The following is a 21,469-nucleotide window of genomic DNA, read 5'->3' on the forward strand; positions in this document are numbered from 1 at the left end:
GAAATCCATCCGCTGACTTGCAGCCAGGTGATGCGGCCTACATGAACGATGTCCAGGAGTCGTTACTGGCGCAAAACACTCCCGGTTCAAAACGGGTGCTGTACCTGATTGGCGCAGTTCTGTTCGCAGGGGTGTTCTGGGCCAATTTTGCCCGGGTTGAAGAAGTCACCCTGGGCGAAGCGAAGGTCATTTCCAAGAGTCGAGAGCAACTTATCCAGAGCCTTGAGGGCGGCATTCTCACCGAAATGATGGTGCGCGAAGGCGATGTTGTGGAGAAGGGCCAGGTCTTGCTCAAGATTGATTCGACCCGAGCCGTGGCCAGTTATCGTGAGGTCCTGTCCAAAGTCATTGGTCTCAAGGCCAGTATTGCCCGGCTGCGTGCCGAGGCCTACCAGCAACCGCTGCAGTTCGATGAGATGGTGAAGGGCGACAAGGCCGTTGTTCAACAGGAAACCCAGGCTTATAACGCCCGCAAACAAGCGTTGACTGAAAGCCTCTCGGTTCTGGAGCGCAGCTACGCATTGTCCATGGGCGAAATCAAACTGTCTGAACCTTTGGCAGCCAAGGGCCTGATGTCCGACGTGGAAATCCTGCGGATGCAACGTCAGGCCAACGAAATCAAATCGCAGATCGTTGAGCGCAAGAACCGTTACCAGGCCGAAGCCAACGCAGAGCTGGCCAGGTTCGAGATGGAACTGTCGCAAACCTCTGAAAACCTGGTGGGGCGTGCGGACGTTGTCGAACGCACGACAGTTTATGCGCCGGTACACGGCACCGTAAAAAATGTACGGGTCAACACTCGCGGCGGCGTTATACGGCCTGGTGAGCAGATTCTGGAAATCATTCCACTGGAGGAGCAACTGCTGGTCGAAGGAAAAATTCGCCCGGCCGATGTGGCTTTTTTGCGTCCGGGCCTTGCCGCTACGGTGAAAATTACCGCGTACGACTTCAGTATTTACGGCGGGCTTAAGGGAGTGGTCGAGCATATCAGCCCGGACACGCTCAAGGATGATCAGAAGGCCGCGTCCGGTCGCTCTGACGATTCCTATTATCGCGTTCTGATCCTGACGGATAACAGCCACCTGCAAGCGGGCAGCAAATCCTTGCCCATCATTCCCGGCATGGTTGCGACCGTGGAAATCCGCACGGGCGAAAAAACCATTCTTGATTACCTGCTCAAGCCCGTGCTCAAGGCACGCGAAGCGTTCCGGGAACGATAGAAATGAAACCTTTTATCCAGTGCGTTCAAGTGGCGCCCGTTATCCAGGTGGCGGTGGTTTGTCTGGCCATGGAACTGTGTATCAAGCCAGCAAAGGCCGACACCGCCAAGCCGGCAACAGGGGGCACTCCCCACCATGCACCGTCTGTTGCCGCGCAACCAACCCATAGCGTTTCGGCCCTTGAATTTATGGGTTTGCCAGCCCGAATGGCAAACCGGGCCCGAAGTGGTCAGCCGGTCATCGGACCGTCTGAGGTAGAGTTACGCAGGATATTCCAGCGTGCCGTGGACGCAGCAATCCAGCGCAGTCCTGAGGTTTCGCGCTCGCAAGCCGAGCAGCAGGTTGCCGTGTGGGATATCGACGAAGCAAAAGGGCAGCGCTGGCCGCAGGTCGATATTGGCAGCAAAAGCCAGCCGGTACAGTTTGGCAAGGGCTTAAAAAATCAGGGTAACAGCGCCAGCATCAACCTGACGGTGACCACCCTGTTATATGACTGGGGCCGTGTCAGCAAAACCATCGGCAGCCGCGAAAAACTCGGAGTCGCCGCTGATGAAAAACTCGCAGCGCAGATCGAAACCACCAGTCATGAAGTGCTTTCGACACTCATTGAACTCGGTAAACAGCGCATCATCAGTGACCTTGGTCAGCAGTTTTCCAGCCGTATGCAGGACCTGGTCAAAATGCTCGCGGGCATTGTAGCGGTGGACCCGGGGCGGACCAGTGAACTGACCCAGGCCAAGGCCCGTCTGCTGCAAGCACAGGCGTTGCATGATGCAACCGAGGCCAAGATGCGCTTTGCAGAGATGACCTTGAGCAAGTTGGTGGGTGAGCGGGTGGTTCCCATACCGCTTACCAAGGAATGGAATATCGGTCTGGCCAAGCTCGAACCGTTACTGACCGCCGCTAGCAACCATCCGGCCATTCGCCAGACTATTGCGCAAGTCGAGTCTGCCGAGCTGCAGGCCGAGGCGGTGCGTGCCTCCGGGTTGCCTCAGTTGAATTTGGGCATCAGTAAAAGCACCGCCACGGATGCATTGGGCCGAGAACAACCCTGGCAAGCCAGTCTGGCCATGGGATGGAGTGTGTTCCGTGGCGGCTCGATACGGGCATCGGAGCGTGCAGCCTTGCAACGTGCCGATGCCGGGCGATTCGATATCGCGCAACAACGCCGAGAACTGGAGTTTCGTATCCTTGCAGCAGACAAGGACGCCCGTACCCAGCTTGAGCGTGCCGAGCTATACCGTGAGCTGTCCGCTGAGTCGGATCGCATCCGCGATGCTTTTCACCAGCAGTGGTACCACTTGGGCAAGCGTACATTGCTCGATGTGCTAATGGCCGAAAGTGATCATCACGGCAATCAGGTCAGTGAAATCACCAATCGCTTCGATGGGTATCAGGCCATTGTGCGTCAGTACGCCAGTGCAGGCATGCTTGCTCAATGGTTGCAAGGTAGTGAGTGAGCGAAAGTGTGTAACAGCCCCTGACGTCCCACCGGCCCAACGGTTAAAAATTCTTGTGGTCGCAGCCCGTGCACTGGACCGGCTTTTGTTGAAAACTCAACTGGAGCGCCCGGGCTATGAAGTGGTGATCTGCAACGATGGTGCAAGTGCTCTGCAAGTCTGGAAGGGAGCGGCTCTGGCATTCGACCTGACCATTACTGATTGCAAGATGCCACTTATGAGTGGTTACGAACTCACCTGCAGGATGCGTGATTGGGAGCGAGGACTTGCACAACGCAACCATCCGATCTTTGGCCTGACGGGCAGTGTCCAGGCTCACAGTGTTGAGCAGAGTATGAGCGCAGGGATGACGTTTTGCCTGTGCAAGCCGATCCGCTTTGCAGTGTTGATGCCGATGATTGATGCGCTGGCGCAGGAACGCGAGCGCCGATTGCTGGCCGCAGCAAGTACCTCGGGTGGTGAATTGCAGAAAATCAGGCTGCTGTGCCCTGAGGCTTACGGTCCACTGGTGGATAAAATGGTTAAAAGCCACCGTGAAGATGCCGTCAAGCTGGCGAAATGGGTACAGAGCAACGACTTTGAGGGGCTGGCCAGACTGGCACACAGATTACTCGGAGGGGCACTTTTAGCAGACGAGCGAGCGTTGATGCAAGCCTGTGAAACACTGCAAACGCTGGCTTTGCAGGGGGCAGGGCAAGCCTGTCAGGCACAGATCGCAGTGGTGCTGAGCGGGCTTCAGGTACTTGAAGAGCGGTTGTTGCAAGACCGTTAAATACAGCATGTCGTACACATGTGCCAACTCAAAAGGTCAGCGCAATTTACTGCGCTGACCTGGGTGGGCGGCAATCATCAGCCCATGACATGACACCTGACCCGCTGATGTTCACCGCCACGCATCACCTGCGGTTGCTTGCAGCCGTCCCTGCTCGAGGCGCAACGCTCCAGAAAGAAACATCCCTGCGGCAACTGGCGGTTGCCGGGCAACTCGGTAGGCGCAGCAACCTGTTCCGCATGCAAGGGCACCCCGAGCCTTGGCACGGCTTCGAACAGCAGGCGAGTGTAAGGATGGCGTGGTTGATCGAGGACCTGGGCGGCGCTGCCCAGCTCAACGATCTGCCCCAGGTACATCACCGCCACGCGGTCAGCCATATGGCGGACTACCGAGACGTTGTGGGAGATCAGGATATAGGTCAGGTTGCGTGCCCGTTGCAAATCGGCCAGCAGGTTGAGGATTTGCGCCTGCACCGAGATATCCAGTGCCGAAGTCGGTTCGTCGAGCACGATAATGTCCGGATCCGATGACAGTGCCCGGGCAATCGCGATACGTTGGCGCTGGCCTCCGGAAAACTGATGCGCGAAACGGTCCAGGTACTCGGGGCGGATACCTACTTGGGCCGCTACTTTGGCGGCAATGCTGCGCATCTGCTCACTTGAGCGCATGCCCCGGGCATACAGCGGCTCGGTGATGATGCGCCAGATCGGCAGGCGCGGATTGAGCGACGATTGCGGGTCCTGGAACACAATCTGCACGTTGCTGCTGCCTTCGCCCTTGTGCCCATTGGCCCAGCTCAGTTGCCCGCTGCTGGGCTTGAGCAGACCCATCAGCAACTGCGCCAGGGTGCTTTTGCCGCAACCGGACTCGCCGACGATGCCCAGGGTTTCTCCAGTGCGCACCTGCAGGTCGATGCCGTTGAGTGCATGGGCGTAGCCACGGGGGCGCCCCAGCCAGTCATTGCTGACAGGGAAGCGCACACGGACATCGGTGAGTTTGAGAATCTCGCGGCCAGTGTTGCTGGCGGGATGGATCAACGCACTGTTCATCACGAAAGCTCCTGTTGCGGCAACCAGCACGCGCTTTTACGTTGTTGATCATGGTTGATGGCGGTCAGCACCGGGCGCTCGCTACACACCGGCATCGCATGGCCGCAGCGCTCGGCAAAGGTGCAGCCGGCGGGCAGGCGTGACAGGTTGGGCACTTGCCCCGGTATGGTCAGCAAGGGCTGGCCCGGTTCGACCATCTCCGGCAGGCCGCTGAGCAAGCCCCGGGTATAGGGATGCTGCGGGTTGCTCATCACATCATCGGTGAGGCCCTGTTCCACCACTGCGCCGGTGTACATCACATAAATCCGGTCGCAGAACTGCGACACCAGCGCCATGTCGTGGGTGATCAGCAGGATGGCGGTGCCTTTTTGCCGGGCCTTTTCGCGCAGCAGCAACAACACCTGGCGTTGCACGGTGACGTCGAGGGCGGTGGTGGGTTCGTCGGCAATCAGCAGTTGCGGCTCGCAGGAGAACGCCAGGGCAATCATCACCCGCTGGCGCATGCCGCCCGACAATTCGAAGGGATAGCTGTCCAGCACCTGTTCGGGGCTGGCGATATGCATGTCGCGCAGCAGGGCGACGGCCTTGGCATGGGCCTCGCGGGTACTGATTTTCTGGTGATGAATGATCACGTCGAGCATTTGCCGGCCGATGCGCCGCGTCGGGTTGAGGGCGGTCATCGGCTCCTGGAAAATCATCGCAGCGTCGCGACCACGAATCTTCAACAGGTCTTTTTCAGGGGCGTTGAGCATATCCCGGTCGAGCATGCTCAGGCTGCCGGAGGTGATGCGATAACTGCGCTCCGGCAGCAGGCGCATGCTCAACATGGCCGTCACCGATTTGCCTGAGCCGGACTCGCCAACCACGCCGACAATCTCCCCGGGGTTGACGTGCAGTGACACGCCGTTCAAGGCCTTGACGCTGCTTTGGTAGGCCGGAAATTCCAGGCTCAGGTTGTCGATGGCCAATACTGGGTTGCAAGTAGTCATGGTCATTTCCCCTGTTGCCGTGGGTCGAGCAGATCGCGCACGCCATCGCCCAGCAAGTTGAAACCGGTGGCAGTGATCAGGATCGCCAGCCCCGGGAAGGTGGAGTACCACCAGTTGTCGAGGATAAAGTTGCGTCCAGTGGCAACCATCGCGCCCCATTCGGCGGTGGGCTGTTGTGCCCCCAGGCCGATAAAGCCCAAGGCAGAAGCCATCAGGATGGCGCTGCCGATATCCAGGCTCAGTTGCACCAGCAGCGGCGGCATGGCGTTACGCGCCACATGCCAGTGCACCATATGCCAGCGCTTGGCGCCGAAGGTCTCTGCAGCTTTCACATAGCCCATCTGGCGGATGCTCAGGGCCTGACCGCGGGCCAGGCGCACATAGGATGGAATCCGTACCAGAGTAATTGCCAGCATGGCATTGAACAGACTGGCGCCCAGCGCAGCGGCCAGGGCCATGATCAGTACCAGCGACGGCACTGATAGCATGATGTCCATCAGGCGCATGGTCAGGGCATCAAAGCGCCCGCCGATCACTCCGGAAAAACAGCCCAGCAGGCCGCCGATAAAGCACGAGGCAAAGGCCACGAACAGGCCGACGCCCACCGATTGCTGGCTGCCGTACAGTACCCGGCTGAACAGGTCGCGGCCCACTTCGTCGGTGCCGAACCAGTGCTCGCTCGACGGCGGCGCCAGGCGCTCGGCCAGGTTCAGGGCATTGGGGTCGTGGCTGGCCAGCCACGGGGCGAAGATCATGCATATCAGCACCATCAGGGTGATGAACAGGCCGGCCATGGTCAGCGGGCTGCGGCGGATCTGGTAGGCCAGGTAGGTGAACTTTTCACTCCAGCGCGGGCTGAGCGCTGTGGTCAGGGGCACGGACATTTCAATTCACCTCGCCGATACGCGGGTCGATCACGCGGTACAGCAGATCGATGGCCATATTCAGCAGTACATAGATAAACGACACCAGGATGGCGAAGCCCATCACTGCCGGGAAATCCAGGGACTGGATCGACTTGACCACATAGGCACCCATGCCCGGCCAGGCGAATACGGTTTCGGTCAGCACTGCGCCGTAGAGCAGGTCGCCCAGAGTCAGGCCGAGTACGGTCACCGAAGGAATCAGCGCATTGGGCAAGGCATGGCGCAGGATCACGGTCCATTTCGACAGGCCATAGGCGCGGGCGGTGCGGATATAGTCCTCGCCCAGTTGGTCGAGCATGGCCGAGCGGATCTGCCGCGAGATCACCCCCAGGGTCACAAAACCCAACGTGGCGGCGGGCAGGATCAAATGCTTGAGCACATCGACAAACAGGCTGAAGTTACCCGCCAGCAACGAGTCGATCAGGTAAAAGCCGGTAATCGTCGAGGGTGGCGTCAGCCCCTCGGACAGACGCCCGCCACCGGGCAGCCAGCCAAGGTGACCGTAGAACAGCACAATCGCGCCCAGGCCCAGCCAGAACGCCGGGGTCGAGATGCCCGTGACGGCCAGGGTACGGGCAATCTGATCGATGGCGCGGTTGTGGTAGACCGCCGACAGTACGCCCAGCGGCACGCCGACAAGGATGGCCAGAAACAGCGCCACCAGTGCCAGTTCCAGGGTGGCGGGGAAGAACGCCTGCAAGTCTTCCAGCACCGGGCGATTGGTGCGGATCGAAGTACCAAGGTCGCCCTGCACCAGGTCCAGCACGTAACGGCCGTATTGCTGGTACAGCGGCAAATCCAGCCCCAGTTGATGGCGGATGCCGGCCACCAGTGCATCGCTGGCCCGGTCACCGGCGATCAGCCGGGCGGGGTCGCCAGGAATCAGGTGGGAAATGGTAAAGGTAATCAGCGAAACACCGAACACGACCAGCAACAGGCCAAGCAGGCGCTTGCGCAACAACGTCAGGAAGGCCATAGGCACCTCAGTCACTCTAACGACAGAAATCCACAACCGTGCGCGCCATTGCTGACGCGCACCCAGCAACCGCTTTACTTGCTCATGCTGCCCAGGTTGAACACTTGCTCAAGCATGGGGTTGAACACATAGCCCTTGACCGAATCACGCATTGGCAGGGTGTAGCTCTTCTGGAAGAGGTAAACGTAAGCGCTGTCGGCGAGTACCTGTTTTTGCGCCTGCTGGTACAGCTCGGTGCGCTTGCCCGTGTCGCTGGTGGTTGCCGCTTCGCGGATCAGGGTATCGACCTGCGGGTTGCTGTAGAACGAGCGGTTGCCTTGCAGGCCCTGCATCTTGGAGTCGAACCAGAAGTTCATAAACATGTACGGGTCGGCGAAGTCCGGGCTCCAGGTGCCGACGGCGATGTCATAGTCGGCCTGGCCAACCCGTTCACGCAGGGTGGCATTGGCGGTCTTCTCCAGCTTGAGGTTGATGCCCAGCGGCATCAGGGCCGCTTGCAGGGTCAGGCCGATCGGCTCCCAGTTGGCGTCCTTGTCCGAGTACATGTAGCTCAGGTGGGTGATTTTTTTCGGCACCTTGGCCAGGCTGTCCGCAGCGGCCTGCATGTCCTGTTTCATCGGCGGCAGCGAGCTGTCGTAGGCCCACATGCCGTCCGGGATTGGTCCGTTGAGCAGTTCGGCCTTGCCTTTGAGAATGCCCTTGACGATGCCGTTGTAGTCCACCGCTTCGGTGATTGCCCGGCGTGCATCGACATTGGTCAGCGGGCCCTGCTTGTTGTTCAGGTACAGGTAGGTGACCCGCAGCGACGGGTACTCCTTGACCACTACACCGGGCTTGCTGGCCAGTGAGCCCAACTGGTCTTCGGGCATGTCTTCGATGATGTCCAGGTCACCGCGTTCCAGTTGCAGGCGGCGCACCGAAGGCTCGGCGATGATCTTCAGCACTACGGTTTTCAGCGCAGGCTTGGCCCCGGCGTAGTGGGGATTGGGCTCCATGGTCAGGGACTGGCCTTTCTGCCAGCTGGCCAGACGGTACGGGCCAGAGCCTGCGGTATGGCTGGAGAGCCAGGCATTGGCCTCAGCACCCTTGTTGGCCACCAGCGGGTTGACGATCGAGGCGCCGTTGTGGGCCAGGGTAAACAGGAACGGTGCGAACGGGGTCTTGAGGGTAAAGCGGATGGTTTGCGGATCAACCACGGTGACCTGCATATCTTCCGGGAATGCACCGGACGGCCCTTGCTTGAGGGTCATCAGACGGTCAAAGGAAAACTTCACGGCGTTAGCGTCTACTTCAGTGCCGTCATCGAATTTGTTGCCGGGCTTGAGCTTGAACTCCCAGACCAGATTATCCGGCGACACGGTCCAGCTGTCGGCCAGATCGCCCTGGACTTCGGTGCTGCTCTTTTCACCGTCGATCTTGTAGCCCACCAGCCGTTGATAGGACGGATAGGTGATGGTCCAGTCGTTGTTGTCGAAGGTTACGGCCGGGTCCAGGGTCTGCGGGTCGGCAGGCTTGCCGATGATCAGGGTGTCCTGTGCGGTGGCGGCTGTTGCGGCCTGCCAGGCGCCAAGGCTGAGGGCTGCGCACAGAAGGCCGGGCAGCAGTTTGCCGAGGCGAACAGAGGGCTTGCGGTTCACGGTCTTGATAAGGGTCATGCCGGTTTCCTTCAACATTCGATGTCTGGAAGTGGTTTATTTTTGGAATCTATAACCGGGCAGTAGCAGGTGAAGCATTCGTGCAGCGTTTTTGTTGTTGTCTTTAAACAGTGATCTGGCGCGAAACTCTGCGGTTTCGTGGGCCGCTTTACTCGTGCAGCAAGGGGTAGTCGTCGGCGTTTGGTAATTCGTAATGCCACCACTCCGTGGCGATCGCATGGAAGCCGGCGATCAGCATGATGCCCAGCAGCAGCAAGCGATTGCGCTGCACATTGACCGCCAGATCGGGGTAGAACTGATGGGACTTGTCTTCCATCGCATCGAAGGCGGTGCCCATGTCCAGTGGCTGGCCGTCGCTGTCTACCAACGTCAGGTCCACGGCAACCCCGCGACTGTGATGCGAGCCCAGATGCGGGTCGCGCACATAGTCGCCATTGGGCAAGGCTTCCCATAACAGGAACTGCGCATAGGGTGGCCGATAGGCGTCATAGATTCGCAGGGTAAAGCCCGCCAGGCTGGCCAGCTCGACGGCCTTGCGCAAACACTCGGCGGCATCACGGTGCAACAGGCAACGGGTGGTCGGGTAAATGACTTTGCCGGCCAGATTGTCGGCAGTGGCGTAGATCATTTCGATCTGCACCTGAAACTGCTGCGCATCGATCTCGACGAGCGGGCTTGGGTTGGCAACGCTTTGATTCACACAAACTCTCCAGTGTTAATGCGTTTGAGGCAATGGCTCAGCCTTCGAACTGGCCAAAGGCTTTTTGCAGTTGACGGTTTTTCGCCAGACGCTGATCCAGATGCTCGCCGTATTTTTCCGCAACGGCGGACACCATCAGGTTCAACAGGCATGCCAGTGGCGCCGGGGAATCCCAGAACTGGCCCACATCGGTTTTGATCTGCAGAAGGTCCAGGGTCGGGTAATCCCGCGCCCAGGGGCATTGCAAGTCGGTGATCAGGGCCAGAGGCAAGTTGTGCTCGATGGCCGCGTCGCAGAAGGTCTGGGTCACGCTGGAATAGGCGCGGAAGTCGGCAATGATTGCGTAGGGGTTGGCGAAACCGGAGTTCAGGGTTTCGGCATAGATACCCGACAAACCGTCAACGTAGTAGACCTTGGGGCGAATGTATTCGAGGTGGCTATGAAAGGCCGTGAGAATCCCGCGGGTGGACTGGATGCCGAGGATAAACACCGCGTCGGCTTCGTGGAGGCGCTGCACGATCTGGGCAAACGCATCGCTGCGGGCCAGGCTGTAAACCTGCTGGATGGCCTCGATCTCGCGATGCTGGGAGCGGTCGAGGGCATCGTCGCTGCTGTTTTCGGCGCGAAAGGCACCAATGCGGTCGGTGATCAGCCAGGAGGTGGGAGCCTCACCGCGCAGGCTTTGCTTGACCTCATCGAGGTTCTGGTAACCCAGAGAACGCAGGAAGCGCCCGACGGAAATGCCGGTGGTGCTGGCCTGCTGGGCAATGCTGTCGGCGGACTCGAACGGTAGCTGTTGTGGATTGCCCAGCAAATAGCTGGCGATACGCTTGCCGGTGGGGGTCAGGTTGGAGAACTCCTGTTCCAGCAATTGCACAAAGCTGTTCTTTTCCATGGTCATAGGAGTACGCCGACATTGTGGTTGTTATTGGTGTGTCATTTGTTTATTGCGTGTTAGCAACATAACATTTGTTTTCGAAATAACACAATGGCTTTTATGGCGAGTGGGTTATGAGGGGCTACTGTGTGACCATCACACCGATTAGAGGCACGATCAGCAAGGTACTCAGCGCCATCGACAGCACATTGCCGATATACGGGTGTAGGTATTTGGGTAATCGCTGAGCAATGGCGCAGGCCAGTGGCGGTGCGATCAAGGCGCCGAGTAGTGCGCTGGCAATCATGACCGTGTAACCGCCACCATAGGTCAACACCGCAGCAGGCACGACTGAAACCAGTGGTACATACGTGGGATACCAGCCGCGTTTTTGCCATTGCTGACGCCAGACAATGACGCCCACCAATGAGGTCAACGTTTGAGCCGCGACCATGTGCAACAGCAAGCCAGAACCATACGCAGGGCTTAACGGGTTCAAGGTGTAAGCCAGCAACACCCCCGCAAGCATCCCCAAACTGGCCCACTCATTGCCATAAAACGGCGCTTCCGAGAAGTCCGCCAGCACGCGACGCAATGTCCACACCACCCCATAGTCCGGTTTTTTCTCAGGGCTGGAAGGTGGGTTTTCTGGCGTCTGCTCATGCTTGGGTGTCACCAGCGCTGGAAAACGCCGACACAGCACAAAGGCCGCCACGCTGCCCAGCGCCATGCCCAGCACATTGCCAATGACCACCGGCAAACCCAAGGGCACGCACACAAAGTTAACGATTAGCAGACAGGACGGCGTGACCAGCAGCGCGCCAAGGATTGCTCCATTGAGGGTGACTTTCCAACCACCGCCAAACAACAGCACCATCGCCGCGGGTAGTGACACAAAAGCAGCGAAGGTGGGTTGCCAGGTATCAGCGGTCAGGGTCCAGCCCCACAGGGCATTGCTCAACAGCAGCCCCAGCAGTGAGCTGGTCACCAGCCATGGCCACAATCCGCTGCCATAACTGATGCTGAAGCCTTGCCACGCTTGCGCATAGCGACTGGCCCAGTAACCCAGCGCGCCCCCGAGCAACAAACCCAGTGAGGCGAGTTCATGTTTGTAAAACGCGACCTCGCTGATATCGCCTACCACCCAGCGCAGCCAGGCCCAGGGGGATGGCATGCTGTTCATCATATCGCTGTAGGCAGGCCAGTAAGCGGTGTTGGTTGCGGAGTGGCCTACGGCCACCCAAGCGGTAACTGTGCCAATCACCAACACTATGGCAACCCAAAAAATCAGCAGACGAGCAGCAGATCCTGAAGCCTCTTTTTTATAGATGTTTTCCATGACTGCCCCCGATCAACGAGGTAAACGAAAGTGATGGCCATAGCCAAGCATTTCGTCATATACATCGGTGCGACGGTCACGCAGCAGGTCGTTCAGGTTGTTCCAGATCGGCGCGCTGCGAGCGGTGGACAGGTCGATGTCGGCGTACAAAATGGTCTGCTCGTCTGCCGGAGCCACTTCCCCGATGGGCCAACCATTGGTGCCGGCAATCAGCGAACAGCCCAGATAACGCGCATCCTGCTCCTGGCCAATACGGTTGGCCGCAGCAATAAAGACGTTGTTGACGTGGGCAGCCGTCATCGTCAGATACGTAGCCATGCATTTACCCGAGGCGTCGAACAGTGGCGGTGGCGTCCAGACCCAATTGTTCAGGCTGCAAATAATGTCCGCGCCTTGCTGCGCCAGCAGGCGGGGTACTTCGGGGAACCAGATATCCCAGCAAATCAGCAGGCCGATACGTCCGATCGGGGTTTCAAATACTGGAAAGCCGATATCGCCAGGGGTGAACCAGAGCTTTTCCTGGTTCCACAAATGCGCTTTGCGGTACTTCCCGATATACCCGTCCGGCCCCAGCAACACCGCCGTGTCAAACAGCTGCATATCGTCCTGCTCGACCAGGCCTGCTACCAGATAAACCTGATGGTGTTGTGCAAATCCGCTCCAGACCTGGAGGCTGGGGCCGTCGGGAATAGTTTCGGCGTGGTCAAAGGCATCCTTACGATTGGCGAACAGGTAGCCGGTGTTGGCCAACTCCGGCAGCACAATCAGATTCGCTCCGTTTTCGACCGCTTGTAGCGCCAGATCCAGACTGTTTTCCAAATTGGTTTGGGTATTTTGGGTACCTACTTGCGGATCAAACTGGATAACTGCAACGCGTACCGGGCTGACAGCGACAGACTCGCTCATGACTGACACCTCTTCTTGTTTTTATGGTTCCACCTTGCGGCGGTCATTTAGTAAGAAGAGTTGCCTGTGCTGGTGTCTATCGCCGGGTTCCGTTCAGCTTGTAGTCCATTGGCATATAGCATGAGTGATTTGTATGTATGGACTGCAAGGTAAAGGCGTTTTACCTTCAAGCGACCAGAGGCTGTGTACCAGGTCGGACAGAATCGCTACTTCGCTTTATTGGCTACCGTGATCGTTGCGTTTGCCTTGCAGGCAGGCTTGGCCTGTCGAGGCCAATCAAGCGGGGAGTGGAGTAGGGTGTGATGGCGGGGAGGGCTGAGGGCCAGCCCTCAGTCAGCGCTACGCACCTGTGAAGAACTCGCTCGCACCTGCAACTGCGGAGTCAAAATAATCGATTCGCAGGCTTCGCCCTTGATCCGCTTGAGCAGCAACTCCACGGCATGCTGCCCCATTTCTGCCAACGGCAGGCGCACGCTGGTCAGCGGCACCATCAGTTCATTGGCCAGCGGCGTGTCGTTGAAACCGACCACGGCAATGTCTTTGCCTGGCATCAAACCCTTGTCCCGCGCTGCGCCCATCAGGCCGATGGCGAGAAAGTCGTTGACCGCAAAAAACGCCTGCGGCCGCGGATTCAGCCCCAACAAGTACTCGCCCTGGCGGTGCCCGGTCAGGCTGTCGAACGGCCCGTTGAGGGTCCACTCCGGGCGCAGGCAGATGCCTTGTTCACGGTAAAAGCGGGTAAAGCCACGGGTGCGATCAGCGCCGGTGGAGGCATGCCGTTCACCCGCCAGAATCGCTACATCGCGACAGCCTCGCTGGTACAGATGCTCGGCCGCCAGCCAGCCCCCCAGTTCATCGTCAGTGCACGCCGCCAGGTGCCCGGCCACTTGCCGGCTGACAAGCACGTAAGGGATGTGCTTGCGGGTCAGCAGGTCGAGCAGGGGCTGGTTATCACCGACATGGGAGTCACCCACGATCAACCCGGCCACCGAGCGGCGTAAGGCATGCTCGGCACGGGCCATCTGCCGCGATTGCTGGTCGTCGGTATTGGCCACAAAGGTCAGGTAGCCGGCCTGTTCAGCCGTGCTGTCGATGCTGTCGTAAATGGTTGCCATCACCAGGTCGGTAAGGCGCGGCATCAGTACGCAGATTTCCTGACTTTTACGCAACTTCAGGTTAGATGCCTGCGTGTTCGGCCGATAATCCAGCTCTTTGGCCAATGCTCGAATACGCTCGACCACCTCGGCCGACGCCGCGCGCTCGACCCCGGCCGGGTCGCCATTGAGGACCCGCGATACCGTGGAGACGTGAATGCCAAGGGCGCTGGCCATGGATTTCAGGGTGGCGGGACGAGAGGGATTGGGCATGGTTGAGCAGCTTCCGGCAGTCCGTTATTCGGCGCGCAAAGTTTACCCGAATAGCGCGCAGCTACCCGCAAATAAAACATCACCCAAACGTTTGACTAAATTTTTTCGGCGATCTACATTTTGCCAACCCAAACGTTTGGGTAAAACAATAAAAATACGCCGGACGCGGCCGACTTTTTGACTTCTGCCATCATTTGAAGAGTCAGATTCCCATGAATAACTGCGCAATCCCGTCCTTCCGCTACCAGATTTTCTTCCTGATCATGCTGATGGCCTTGCTCAATTACATCGACCGTGGCGCGATTGCCTATGCGTCGGCGAGCATCCTTCCCGAGTACGGCTTCGACAAGGCCGACTGGGGCAATGTGCTGGGTTACTTCGGTTACGGCTATATCCTCGGTGCGTTGGTTGGCGGCATTCTGGCCGATCGTTTTGGCGCCAAGCGTATCTGGCTGATTGCCGGTGGCACCTGGTCGATCTTTGAGATCGCCACGGCGTTCGCCGGTGACTTCGGGCTGGCGTTTCTTGGTGGTTCGGCCATGGCCGGTTTCGCCACCATCCGCGTCATGTTCGGCTTTGCCGAAGGCCCGGCGTACTCGGTTATCAACAAGAGCGTGGCCAACTGGGCAACGCCCAAGGAACGCGGTTTTGTGGTGTCGGTCGGCCTGCTCAGCACGCCGCTGGGCGCACTGCTCACCGCGCCGGTGGCTGTCGGGCTGCAAACGCTTACCGGTGACTGGCGCAGTATGTTCGTAATCCTTGGTGTGGTGAGTCTGGCGCTGCTGATTTTCTTTATGACGCGCTTTACCAACACCCCCGATGAAAACCCCCGTGTGTCCAAGGCCGAGCTGGATTTTCTGCGCAAGGAACGCGCCGAAGCGGTCAATGCCTCGACGCCAACCACCAGCGTTACCCCGGTGTGGCACTTCTTCAAGAACAAGGACCTACTGCTTAATGCAGTCGGTTACTTCGCGTTTGTGTATGTGACCTTCCTGCTGCTGACCTGGACCCCCAAATACCTGCAGGACGAGTTCCACTACAACCTGTCGTCGCTGTGGTACATGGGCATGATTCCCTGGACGGGTGCCTGCTTTACCGTACTGCTGGGTGGCAAGATCTCCGACCTGCTGCTGCGCCGTACCGGCAACCTGAAAGTGGCGCGCAGCTGGCTGGCCGCGACCTGCCTGCTGTTGACCACCCTGTGTTTTATTCTGGTGTCCCAGGCCCAGACCGTGTGGGGCGTGATTGCCCTGATGACCCTGGCCAACGCCCTGAACGCGCTGCCCAACTCGGTGTACTGGGCCGTGGTGATCGACACCGCGCCGTCCAACCGCGTAGGGGCCTACAGCGGCATGACCCACTTTATCGCCAACACCGCTTCGTTTATCGCCCCGATGCTCACCGGCTACCTGACCGTTCGCTACGGTTACTCGTCGATGTTTGTGGCTGCCGCCGTGGCTACGGCGCTGGGCATGAGCGCCATGCTGATGGTGCGCCCAGGTGGTCGTAAGGCAGTGCCTTCCCCTATCCCTGCCGTTGCTTGATGGAGTTGTTTAAATGAGCCTGGTGAAGCCTCCCCATGCGGGATATTTTTGTGGCCAATCGGTTGTTGCGCTGGCCGAGCGCCTGCGCGCGGGCAGCCTGACCAGCGTCGAACTGACCCAGGCTGCCCTGGACAGCATCGAGCGCCTGAACCCCATCTTGAACGCCTTTGTTCAGGTCGATGCACCCATTGCCCTGGCACAGGCCCGTATTGCGGACGAGCTGTTCGCTCAAGGCCAGGATCTGGGGCCGCTGCACGGCATTCCGATAGCGGTGAAGGACAATATCGACACGATTGATTACGTCACCACCTACGGTTCGGCGCACTTCGAAGGTTTCAGACCGGACACCGATGCGCTGTGCGTGCAGCGTTTACGCGAAGCTGGCGCGGTGATTATCGGCAAAACCCTGACCCATGAATTCGCCTACGGCCCCACCGGCGATCGCTCGCTGCAAGGCGCGGCGCGTAATCCGTGGGATGAGGGTTGCATCACCGGCGGCTCCAGTGCTGGCAGTGCGGCAGCCGTCGCCAGCGGCATGGTGCCATTGGCGCTGGGCACTGACACGGGCGGTTCGATCCGTATTCCGGCGGCGCTGTGCGGCGTAGTCGGCTTCAAACCTTCGTTTGCCAGCGTGCCGGTGGAGGGGGTATTCCCGCTGGCGTCGAGCCTCGATCATGTAGGCCCGATCGCCAACAATGTTGAAGATGCACGCTTGCTGTTTGAAGTGGTGGCTGGGCGCGTCTGTGCGCCTGCGGCCGAGCCCCGACTGCTGCGGGTCGGCTGGATTCAAACGGGCACTTTTGGCCCGGTTGATGCCGAGGTGGATTGGCAGGTGTACCAAACAGCGCGGCAATTGTTTGGTGAAGCGCTACAGGAAACGGACGAACTGGCGCCACTGGCAGCAATCATGAAAGACACCTTGCTGACCCTGCAACGGGCCGAAGCGTACGATGTGCACGCCGAACGCATGCAGCAGGCCCCGCACAAGTTTGAACAGGAGGTGCGCGAGCGCCTTGAACTGTCGCGGGAAGTGCGCGGCTGGCAATATATTCGTGCCCAGGCCTGCCAGGTGCAGCTTAAAGCGGTAATGGCGGGGTTGTTCGAGCGCTATGATTTTCTGGTGTCGCCCAGCGTGCCGATTACCGCAACTGCGGTCGATGCTCGCGAGGTGCGAGTGGGCGAGCAGGACATTGATGTCCGCGCCGCCGTGCTCAGCCACACCAGCCCCTGGAATCTCACCGGGCTACCGGCAATAAGCCTGCCAGCAGGGCAGGTGAGGGGGATGCCGGTGGGGCTGCAGGTGACTGGTGCTGCCGGGGAGGATGATCGGTTGTTGCAGGTAGTAATCGAGTTATTGGGCAGGCAGCGTGAACAACCCACGCCAATACAGTCAGATCTGCATAACCATTTCATGCCAGGCCATGCCGCCGTGCTCGGAGGGTGACGGCTGGACATACTGGTAGCCCATCCGTGCATAGAGCGTCACATGCTGCTCCTTGCACATCAGGTGGATGGTCTTCTTGCCCTGGCCCTGCATCAGCTCGACAAACTGGCCCATCAGCAACTTTGAAAAACCCTTGCCCTGGTGCTCAGGAGCTACAACCACGGACATGATCACCACATTGGCGGCCAATGGATCGTGGCCGACCAGCTCCTTGAACGCTTCATCCGACATGACCACGTCATGGGCACAGCCGCTATTGATAAAACCGACAATCTCGTCACCCTGCTCAAGGATAAGAAACCCCTGGGGATATTGGCCAATCCGGGTGCGGATTTTTTCCAGGGTGGCGGCTTCGTCGCCTTCATAGGCACCGATCTCTATCTGATAGCAGCGCTCGGCGTCCTCGGCAGCGGCCTGGCGGAATCGGGTCGGGCTCATATCTCAGCTCTCGGGGGTAGTGATGGTGCCCTGTTCGGCCTCGGCAGCCAGTTTCAGACGGTCAGCCTTGCAGATGTACTTGACCTTGTTTTTCGGTGCCAGTTTGGCGCTAGCCTTCTTGGCGTTGGCCTTCAATATCTGGTTGATTTTCTTGCGACGGTTCATGTTTTTGCCTGGTGTGTGAATACATATGACGATGTTAGCGTGAAATGACAAAAAACTTCTAATAACAGCTGATTACCACTGCCATCAGCGCAGATGCCGGGCAAACCATCGGACCATGCATCAGCTTCAAGTTGCACCCCATCCCCCTGATTGTTCCCAGTCAGGTCTACTCTTCGTATGTGCCGCTGAGTCATGGCGGGGGGTTTCTATTCAGGAGCCGATCCAATGTCTATTTTCAGAGTCCAGCATCTTGACCACATTGTCCTGCGAGTGGAGGACATGGCGCGCAGTGTCGATTTTTATACTCGGGTTCTGGGATGTCCGATCACAAAGCGCAACGAGCAATTGGGCATGATCCACCTCGCCGCTGGCAGGTCACTGATCGATCTGGTGGACATTCATGGCCCCTTGGGTGCCATGGGCGGAGGTGCTCCTAGCAAAGAGCGACGTAATGTCGATCATTTCTGCCTTCGAGTCGAACCCTTCGATGAGCAGGCGATCCTTGCTCACTTGCAAGCTTCTGGAGTCGTTGCTGAAAAGGCGGTTACCCGATACGGGGCCGAAGGGGTTGGTCCCTCGATTTACTGCTTCGACCCTGACGGTAATCAGGTTGAGCTCAAAGGCCCTGCTGAATAGGGCGCTGCTTAAGGCAAAAGTCATTTGCTGAAGCGAGGGCGTATCCATCCCTGAAATGCTGGACGATAGCGAAGCTTTTCTGGAAGGCCTGCTATTAACCACCAACAGCGTTTAAGGGCACTCTGAGTGCATTGATTGGCAATCTGCCGGGGCTGCCCAGAGGTTGTACAGATCGCCAAAAAACATTATCCGATACCTTTGGAACAGGCGTCGTACCACCGTTTACACGCAGACACATGCCCCAGCTTTTTGCTCGTGAAGTGAGTGGCATGGATATCCGTATTCCCGTGCCACTGAGCGGGGTGGTCGGCTTCAAACCTTCATTTTCCCGCGTGCCGTTGGAGGGGTTTTCAGCTCCTGGGGGGTGTTTGTTTCGGTTGTGCAGAGTGTGCACCTACCCACTCACCGCTCCTTTTGGGTCGCTGGCAATAAGACTGGCCCCGCAGGCGGTTTTCATACCGTCCAGTGCCACGGCGATGCCATCAACTGAATACGTCGCGCTGCCCTCGGCAATCGGGAAAATGCCTTTGCATAAAGGGCAACTGACGTTATGACCGATCCCGGCAATGGGCTTGCCGTTGAGGTCGGTATTGGGGAAAGCTTCGAGTACGACGCCACCGTGGGTGGTAGCGTCGCCTAGGCGGATGATGTCTTTCATGGGGTGAACATATCCTTGCACAATTAATATCAACTTTGGGCAGCACCGATCAGACCAGTATCTACACCGTTCTTAAAGTTCATCCATCCAGTTGTCATTGCTCTTCAAACTGAGCAAGAATTTTTCAATTGCGTAGTCATTGGACACTGTCGGCATGGGTGGCAGGGCAGGGCTTGGCGGCTGTGTAATCGCCGGGGCGTCGCTGCTGGCCGTTTGTGGCATCAGGTTGACGCCGAACGGATTACTGACAGGTTTTTTGCCCGGTGTGGCGGATGTAATCGGGATGATCGTTGCCTGATCCTGGCGGCGCATGGGCATGACGACGCTGGTGTCGGCGTTCAGGTAACTGGCCATTGTTGCCAGGGCGATACCGACAAAAGGTGAGGCGGAGCCGGTGTCGCCCAAACGTTGGGTCAGGTCGTAGCTTTCCCGGGAGTCGAGCAGGTCAAGAGTGCTCTGAGCAACGCGCAGTGCCGGGGACAACTCGGTGATGGGTCTGCGGTTCAAGCCGCCGTCGTAAAACAGTCGGCCGGGTTGGGGGGTGAGTGAAGCAGTGGCAGTTTTCCAGCCGGCGGCCAGTTGTGCGGTCAGGGCCTCGTGCTTCAAGCGTTCACCGGTATCGGGGCGTGTGAGTGAGACAGTGACGGGTCGGTGAATTTTGGCCAACACTTGCATTGCGTCCCATTGCTCGAAGGCGCGTTGCGTCCAGGGTTGTGGGATGAACTCGGAGGGTTGGAATTCAACGGGTGGTTTTCTCCAGCCCCAGCCATGGAATTCAGGGTCGATCTTGTTATCGTTGACCTTGGCGTATTGCGCGTAATAACGCAGCCATTCGACACGTTCGGGGCGGCCTACGATCAGGGCGACCATGGTGTCGGTGAGTTCTCCGGGTTGTCTCGGGCCTGTGCCAACACCTATTGGCTTATTACCCCTAGTTGTCAGGGCTAGGGCCATGTTGAAACCTTCAACGTTATAAACCAGCACAGCTGGCAAATCTGGATTGCGTTCAAACAGCTGGAATAAGCTTTCTATAAGTCCCTCTGGGGTATCGTTGCAGATAAAGTCGTCTTGCAAATTTCTGATTCGATGCCAATGTAAACCTGCCTTTGTCCGAAGGCCGTTCACCATGGATGCTAACATCCTAGATACTTCGGTTGGAGTTCGCCTTAGGTTGGGGGTGTTGGGGTTCCAGCCGCGAACTACACCGACTGTAGGAACAGGCCACTTCTCCAAAAAATCTTTTAGACCTAACTCCAGAGCATCTGATTTCCGTTTTTTCCAAGCCATGTCCTTATCATCAGCGGTCACAGGGTACTTATTTGGATCCATTGGCAAGATGCTTGCTACATGCAGGGCCTCAGTCTGATTTTCACTTTGTTCCGCCAACGCCTGCCAAGTCTGTCCTTGGCGAAAGACATCAAGGCTCAAGCCAATACTGAGGATATCTAAAGTTTCCAAGCGTGGCGATGTAGTAGGAGCACGATAACGTGCGTCAACAGACATGACGGTGTCCTTATTGGCTGAAGAGTTTGTAATTACAGGCATGGTTGGGTTAACAAAGCAGTGGGTGGACTTTGGCGATGAGTCCGCCGCTTGAATTGAATGAGGAACTAGCAATAAACTAGTAATAGCTAGGCACACCGCTACGTAGCGCATTAGGCGGAACCTCCTAGAAACATTGCTTTTCCAGCTTTTCGTTCTGCTAAAGTTTGGGAGGCCACCAATGAAGGCATTTTGTCCACTACGGCACTTGGGAATGCGCCTGTTACTGTGTACTCCACAGTGGAGTCAATTAGTTTTCGATTATTCGCATTCTCGGAGCGATAGAATTCCAGTACATCGTCATCAGGTGCTTCAATTCCAGTATCAGCCTGGCTCCGGCCATCGTCATCTATGGCCTCCCAATCCAACCGCCAATCTGCCACCCGGCACAAATACGCATAAAACGTCACATCATCCACGCTCTCTCCCGCACCAATTGCCACGTCATAAGCCAGCACCTGACGGCTATGCTCGGGGTTGTTGGGGATGGCTGAGTGAAACGACAGCGGCTCGATGTAATCCTTTTGCAAGCGCAGCCGCGCTTCGTATGGCGTTTCCGAGCGCGTGACCAGAACCTGCCCATCCCCTTTTGCGCGGGCGCTGAACACATGAGTCATCTGTGCCTGTTCCTTGCCTTCATTGAGGGCTTGTTCAACGTTGGCAGGCGTGCGCCCATATTTGAAGGCTGCGGCTTCGCCCATCAGTTGGTGCTTGGCATGACGGGTGTCTTCAGGCGTCCAGCCCTTGTTGCTGACTGCGATGGCCGCGTCTACCGGGTCCAGTGTGTCGGTCGCCTGGTAAATCCC

The 21,469-nt window shown here is 58.2% G+C and carries 21 protein-coding genes; 6 read left to right on the plus strand and 15 right to left on the minus strand.

Translation table 11 applies throughout. The features are described 5' to 3' along the window. Positions 1-41 precede the first annotated feature (41 nt). From ACZRMH_RS21940 to ACZRMH_RS21950, 3 genes are read left to right on the plus strand one after another with little or no spacing between them, the layout of a single operon-like run. Entirely contained in the window at positions 42-1,220 is a 1,179-nt protein-coding gene (locus ACZRMH_RS21940) for an HlyD family type I secretion periplasmic adaptor subunit (RefSeq protein ID WP_464015262.1), read from the plus strand. Between the two features lie 2 nt (positions 1,221-1,222). Beyond that, a complete protein-coding gene (locus tag ACZRMH_RS21945) occupies positions 1,223-2,680 on the plus strand; it encodes a TolC family protein (protein WP_464015263.1) in 1,458 nt (485 codons plus the stop codon). Beyond that, the gene (locus ACZRMH_RS21950) at positions 2,607-3,452 is read left to right on the plus strand and encodes an Hpt domain-containing response regulator (protein ID WP_464015285.1); all 846 of its coding nucleotides are present in this window, start codon (positions 2,607-2,609) and stop codon (positions 3,450-3,452) included. Before ACZRMH_RS21945 ends, ACZRMH_RS21950 begins: the two co-directional genes overlap by 74 nt. Positions 3,453-3,529: 77 nt before the next feature. On the opposite strand, the gene ACZRMH_RS21955 is transcribed toward ACZRMH_RS21950, so the two are convergent. The 10 genes from ACZRMH_RS21955 to ACZRMH_RS22000 all read right to left on the minus strand — a co-directional run bounded on the left by ACZRMH_RS21955 (position 3,530) and on the right by ACZRMH_RS22000 (position 14,236). Then, positions 3,530-4,501 carry an ABC transporter ATP-binding protein gene (locus tag ACZRMH_RS21955; protein ID WP_464015264.1) on the minus strand — a complete coding sequence of 324 codons (972 nt, stop codon included), beginning with the start codon at positions 4,499-4,501 and terminating at the stop codon, positions 3,530-3,532. After that, the gene (locus ACZRMH_RS21960; RefSeq protein ID WP_464015265.1) at positions 4,501-5,490 is read right to left on the minus strand and encodes an ABC transporter ATP-binding protein; all 990 of its coding nucleotides are present in this window, start codon (positions 5,488-5,490) and stop codon (positions 4,501-4,503) included. The genes ACZRMH_RS21955 and ACZRMH_RS21960 overlap by 1 nt, the downstream gene beginning before the upstream one ends. A 2-nt stretch (positions 5,491-5,492) precedes the next feature. Beyond that, a complete protein-coding gene (gene ddpC, locus ACZRMH_RS21965) occupies positions 5,493-6,374 on the minus strand; it encodes a D,D-dipeptide ABC transporter permease (RefSeq protein WP_464015266.1) in 882 nt (293 codons plus the stop codon). Between the two features lies 1 nt (position 6,375). Continuing rightward, complete coding sequence (locus ACZRMH_RS21970; RefSeq protein WP_464015267.1) at positions 6,376-7,392, minus strand: ABC transporter permease; 1,017 nt, start codon at positions 7,390-7,392, stop codon at positions 6,376-6,378. Positions 7,393-7,466: 74 nt separating this feature from the next. Then, positions 7,467-9,047, minus strand: coding sequence for an ABC transporter substrate-binding protein (locus ACZRMH_RS21975; RefSeq protein ID WP_464015268.1), 1,581 nt, complete (start codon positions 9,045-9,047; stop codon positions 7,467-7,469). 148 nt (positions 9,048-9,195) lie between these two features. After that, positions 9,196-9,747 carry a D-alanyl-D-alanine dipeptidase gene (gene ddpX, locus ACZRMH_RS21980; protein WP_464015269.1) on the minus strand — a complete coding sequence of 184 codons (552 nt, stop codon included), beginning with the start codon at positions 9,745-9,747 and terminating at the stop codon, positions 9,196-9,198. 37 nt (positions 9,748-9,784) lie between these two features. Further along, positions 9,785-10,648, minus strand: a complete 864-nt coding sequence (locus ACZRMH_RS21985) for a MurR/RpiR family transcriptional regulator (RefSeq protein ID WP_464015270.1) — start codon at positions 10,646-10,648, stop codon at positions 9,785-9,787. 118 nt (positions 10,649-10,766) lie between these two features. Continuing rightward, positions 10,767-11,963, minus strand: a complete 1,197-nt coding sequence (locus ACZRMH_RS21990) for a hypothetical protein (RefSeq protein WP_464015271.1) — start codon at positions 11,961-11,963, stop codon at positions 10,767-10,769. A 12-nt stretch (positions 11,964-11,975) separates the two neighbouring features. Further along, positions 11,976-12,869, minus strand: a complete 894-nt coding sequence (locus ACZRMH_RS21995; RefSeq protein ID WP_464015272.1) for a nitrilase family protein — start codon at positions 12,867-12,869, stop codon at positions 11,976-11,978. A 329-nt stretch (positions 12,870-13,198) separates the two neighbouring features. Beyond that, on the minus strand, positions 13,199-14,236 hold the full coding sequence (locus ACZRMH_RS22000; RefSeq protein ID WP_464015273.1) for a LacI family DNA-binding transcriptional regulator: 1,038 nt from the start codon (positions 14,234-14,236) through the stop codon (positions 13,199-13,201). A 212-nt stretch (positions 14,237-14,448) separates the two neighbouring features. Between ACZRMH_RS22000 and ACZRMH_RS22005 the strand changes: the two genes are divergently transcribed. Both ACZRMH_RS22005 and ACZRMH_RS22010 read left to right on the plus strand, forming a co-directional pair. After that, complete coding sequence (locus ACZRMH_RS22005) at positions 14,449-15,780, plus strand: MFS transporter (protein ID WP_464015274.1); 1,332 nt, start codon at positions 14,449-14,451, stop codon at positions 15,778-15,780. Positions 15,781-15,793: 13 nt separating this feature from the next. After that, on the plus strand, positions 15,794-17,224 hold the full coding sequence (locus ACZRMH_RS22010) for an amidase (protein ID WP_464015275.1): 1,431 nt from the start codon (positions 15,794-15,796) through the stop codon (positions 17,222-17,224). Here the strand turns inward: ACZRMH_RS22010 and ACZRMH_RS22015 are convergent. Both ACZRMH_RS22015 and ACZRMH_RS22020 read right to left on the minus strand, forming a co-directional pair. Next, positions 17,171-17,662, minus strand: coding sequence for a GNAT family N-acetyltransferase (locus tag ACZRMH_RS22015; protein WP_464015276.1), 492 nt, complete (start codon positions 17,660-17,662; stop codon positions 17,171-17,173). The genes ACZRMH_RS22010 and ACZRMH_RS22015 overlap by 54 nt on opposite strands. Before the next feature lie 3 nt (positions 17,663-17,665). Continuing rightward, on the minus strand, positions 17,666-17,827 hold the full coding sequence (locus ACZRMH_RS22020) for a DUF2986 domain-containing protein (protein WP_464015277.1): 162 nt from the start codon (positions 17,825-17,827) through the stop codon (positions 17,666-17,668). A 225-nt stretch (positions 17,828-18,052) separates the two neighbouring features. Here ACZRMH_RS22020 and ACZRMH_RS22025 point away from each other — a divergent pair, with 225 nt between their 5' ends. Continuing rightward, entirely contained in the window at positions 18,053-18,463 is a 411-nt protein-coding gene (locus ACZRMH_RS22025) for a VOC family protein (RefSeq protein ID WP_464015278.1), read from the plus strand. A 394-nt stretch (positions 18,464-18,857) separates the two neighbouring features. Here ACZRMH_RS22025 and ACZRMH_RS22030 read toward each other — a convergent pair whose 3' ends face one another. From ACZRMH_RS22030 to ACZRMH_RS22040, 3 genes are all read right to left on the minus strand, one after another. Continuing rightward, on the minus strand, positions 18,858-19,121 hold the full coding sequence (locus tag ACZRMH_RS22030) for a PAAR domain-containing protein (protein ID WP_464015279.1): 264 nt from the start codon (positions 19,119-19,121) through the stop codon (positions 18,858-18,860). A 72-nt stretch (positions 19,122-19,193) separates the two neighbouring features. Next, a complete protein-coding gene (locus ACZRMH_RS22035; protein WP_464015280.1) occupies positions 19,194-20,777 on the minus strand; it encodes a type VI lipase adapter Tla3 domain-containing protein in 1,584 nt (527 codons plus the stop codon). Beyond that, positions 20,777-21,469 (minus strand): effector protein Tle3 domain-containing protein (locus ACZRMH_RS22040; RefSeq protein WP_464015281.1); only part of this gene is annotated, 693 nt, incomplete at its 5' end. The genes ACZRMH_RS22040 and ACZRMH_RS22035, both read right to left, overlap by 1 nt.

Source organism: Pseudomonas sp. B414 (genome assembly GCF_055408445.1).

Bases quoted from the DNA above. Each gene is read 5' to 3' on its own strand.
- ACZRMH_RS22000 (WP_464015273.1), bottom strand. From the start codon at position 14,236: ATGCCCAATCCCTCTCGTCCCGCCACCCTGAAATCCATGGCCAGCGCC.
- ACZRMH_RS21940 (WP_464015262.1), top strand. From the start codon at position 42: ATGAACGATGTCCAGGAGTCGTTACTGGCGCAAAACACTCCCGGTTCA.
- ACZRMH_RS22015 (WP_464015276.1), bottom strand. From the start codon at position 17,662: ATGAGCCCGACCCGATTCCGCCAGGCCGCTGCCGAGGACGCCGAGCGC.
- ACZRMH_RS22025 (WP_464015278.1), top strand. From the start codon at position 18,053: ATGTCTATTTTCAGAGTCCAGCATCTTGACCACATTGTCCTGCGAGTG.
- ACZRMH_RS22020 (WP_464015277.1), bottom strand. From the start codon at position 17,827: ATGAACCGTCGCAAGAAAATCAACCAGATATTGAAGGCCAACGCCAAG.
- ACZRMH_RS21995 (WP_464015272.1), bottom strand. From the start codon at position 12,869: ATGAGCGAGTCTGTCGCTGTCAGCCCGGTACGCGTTGCAGTTATCCAG.
- ACZRMH_RS21950 (WP_464015285.1), top strand. From the start codon at position 2,607: ATGGGTATCAGGCCATTGTGCGTCAGTACGCCAGTGCAGGCATGCTTG.
- ddpC (WP_464015266.1), bottom strand. From the start codon at position 6,374: ATGTCCGTGCCCCTGACCACAGCGCTCAGCCCGCGCTGGAGTGAAAAG.
- ACZRMH_RS21985 (WP_464015270.1), bottom strand. From the start codon at position 10,648: ATGACCATGGAAAAGAACAGCTTTGTGCAATTGCTGGAACAGGAGTTC.
- ACZRMH_RS21990 (WP_464015271.1), bottom strand. From the start codon at position 11,963: ATGGAAAACATCTATAAAAAAGAGGCTTCAGGATCTGCTGCTCGTCTG.
- ACZRMH_RS21960 (WP_464015265.1), bottom strand. From the start codon at position 5,490: ATGACTACTTGCAACCCAGTATTGGCCATCGACAACCTGAGCCTGGAA.
- ACZRMH_RS22010 (WP_464015275.1), top strand. From the start codon at position 15,794: ATGAGCCTGGTGAAGCCTCCCCATGCGGGATATTTTTGTGGCCAATCG.
- ACZRMH_RS21945 (WP_464015263.1), top strand. From the start codon at position 1,223: ATGAAACCTTTTATCCAGTGCGTTCAAGTGGCGCCCGTTATCCAGGTG.
- ACZRMH_RS22005 (WP_464015274.1), top strand. From the start codon at position 14,449: ATGAATAACTGCGCAATCCCGTCCTTCCGCTACCAGATTTTCTTCCTG.
- ACZRMH_RS22030 (WP_464015279.1), bottom strand. From the start codon at position 19,121: ATGAAAGACATCATCCGCCTAGGCGACGCTACCACCCACGGTGGCGTC.
- ACZRMH_RS21955 (WP_464015264.1), bottom strand. From the start codon at position 4,501: ATGAACAGTGCGTTGATCCATCCCGCCAGCAACACTGGCCGCGAGATT.
- ACZRMH_RS21970 (WP_464015267.1), bottom strand. From the start codon at position 7,392: ATGGCCTTCCTGACGTTGTTGCGCAAGCGCCTGCTTGGCCTGTTGCTG.
- ACZRMH_RS21975 (WP_464015268.1), bottom strand. From the start codon at position 9,047: ATGACCCTTATCAAGACCGTGAACCGCAAGCCCTCTGTTCGCCTCGGC.
- ACZRMH_RS22035 (WP_464015280.1), bottom strand. From the start codon at position 20,777: ATGCGCTACGTAGCGGTGTGCCTAGCTATTACTAGTTTATTGCTAGTT.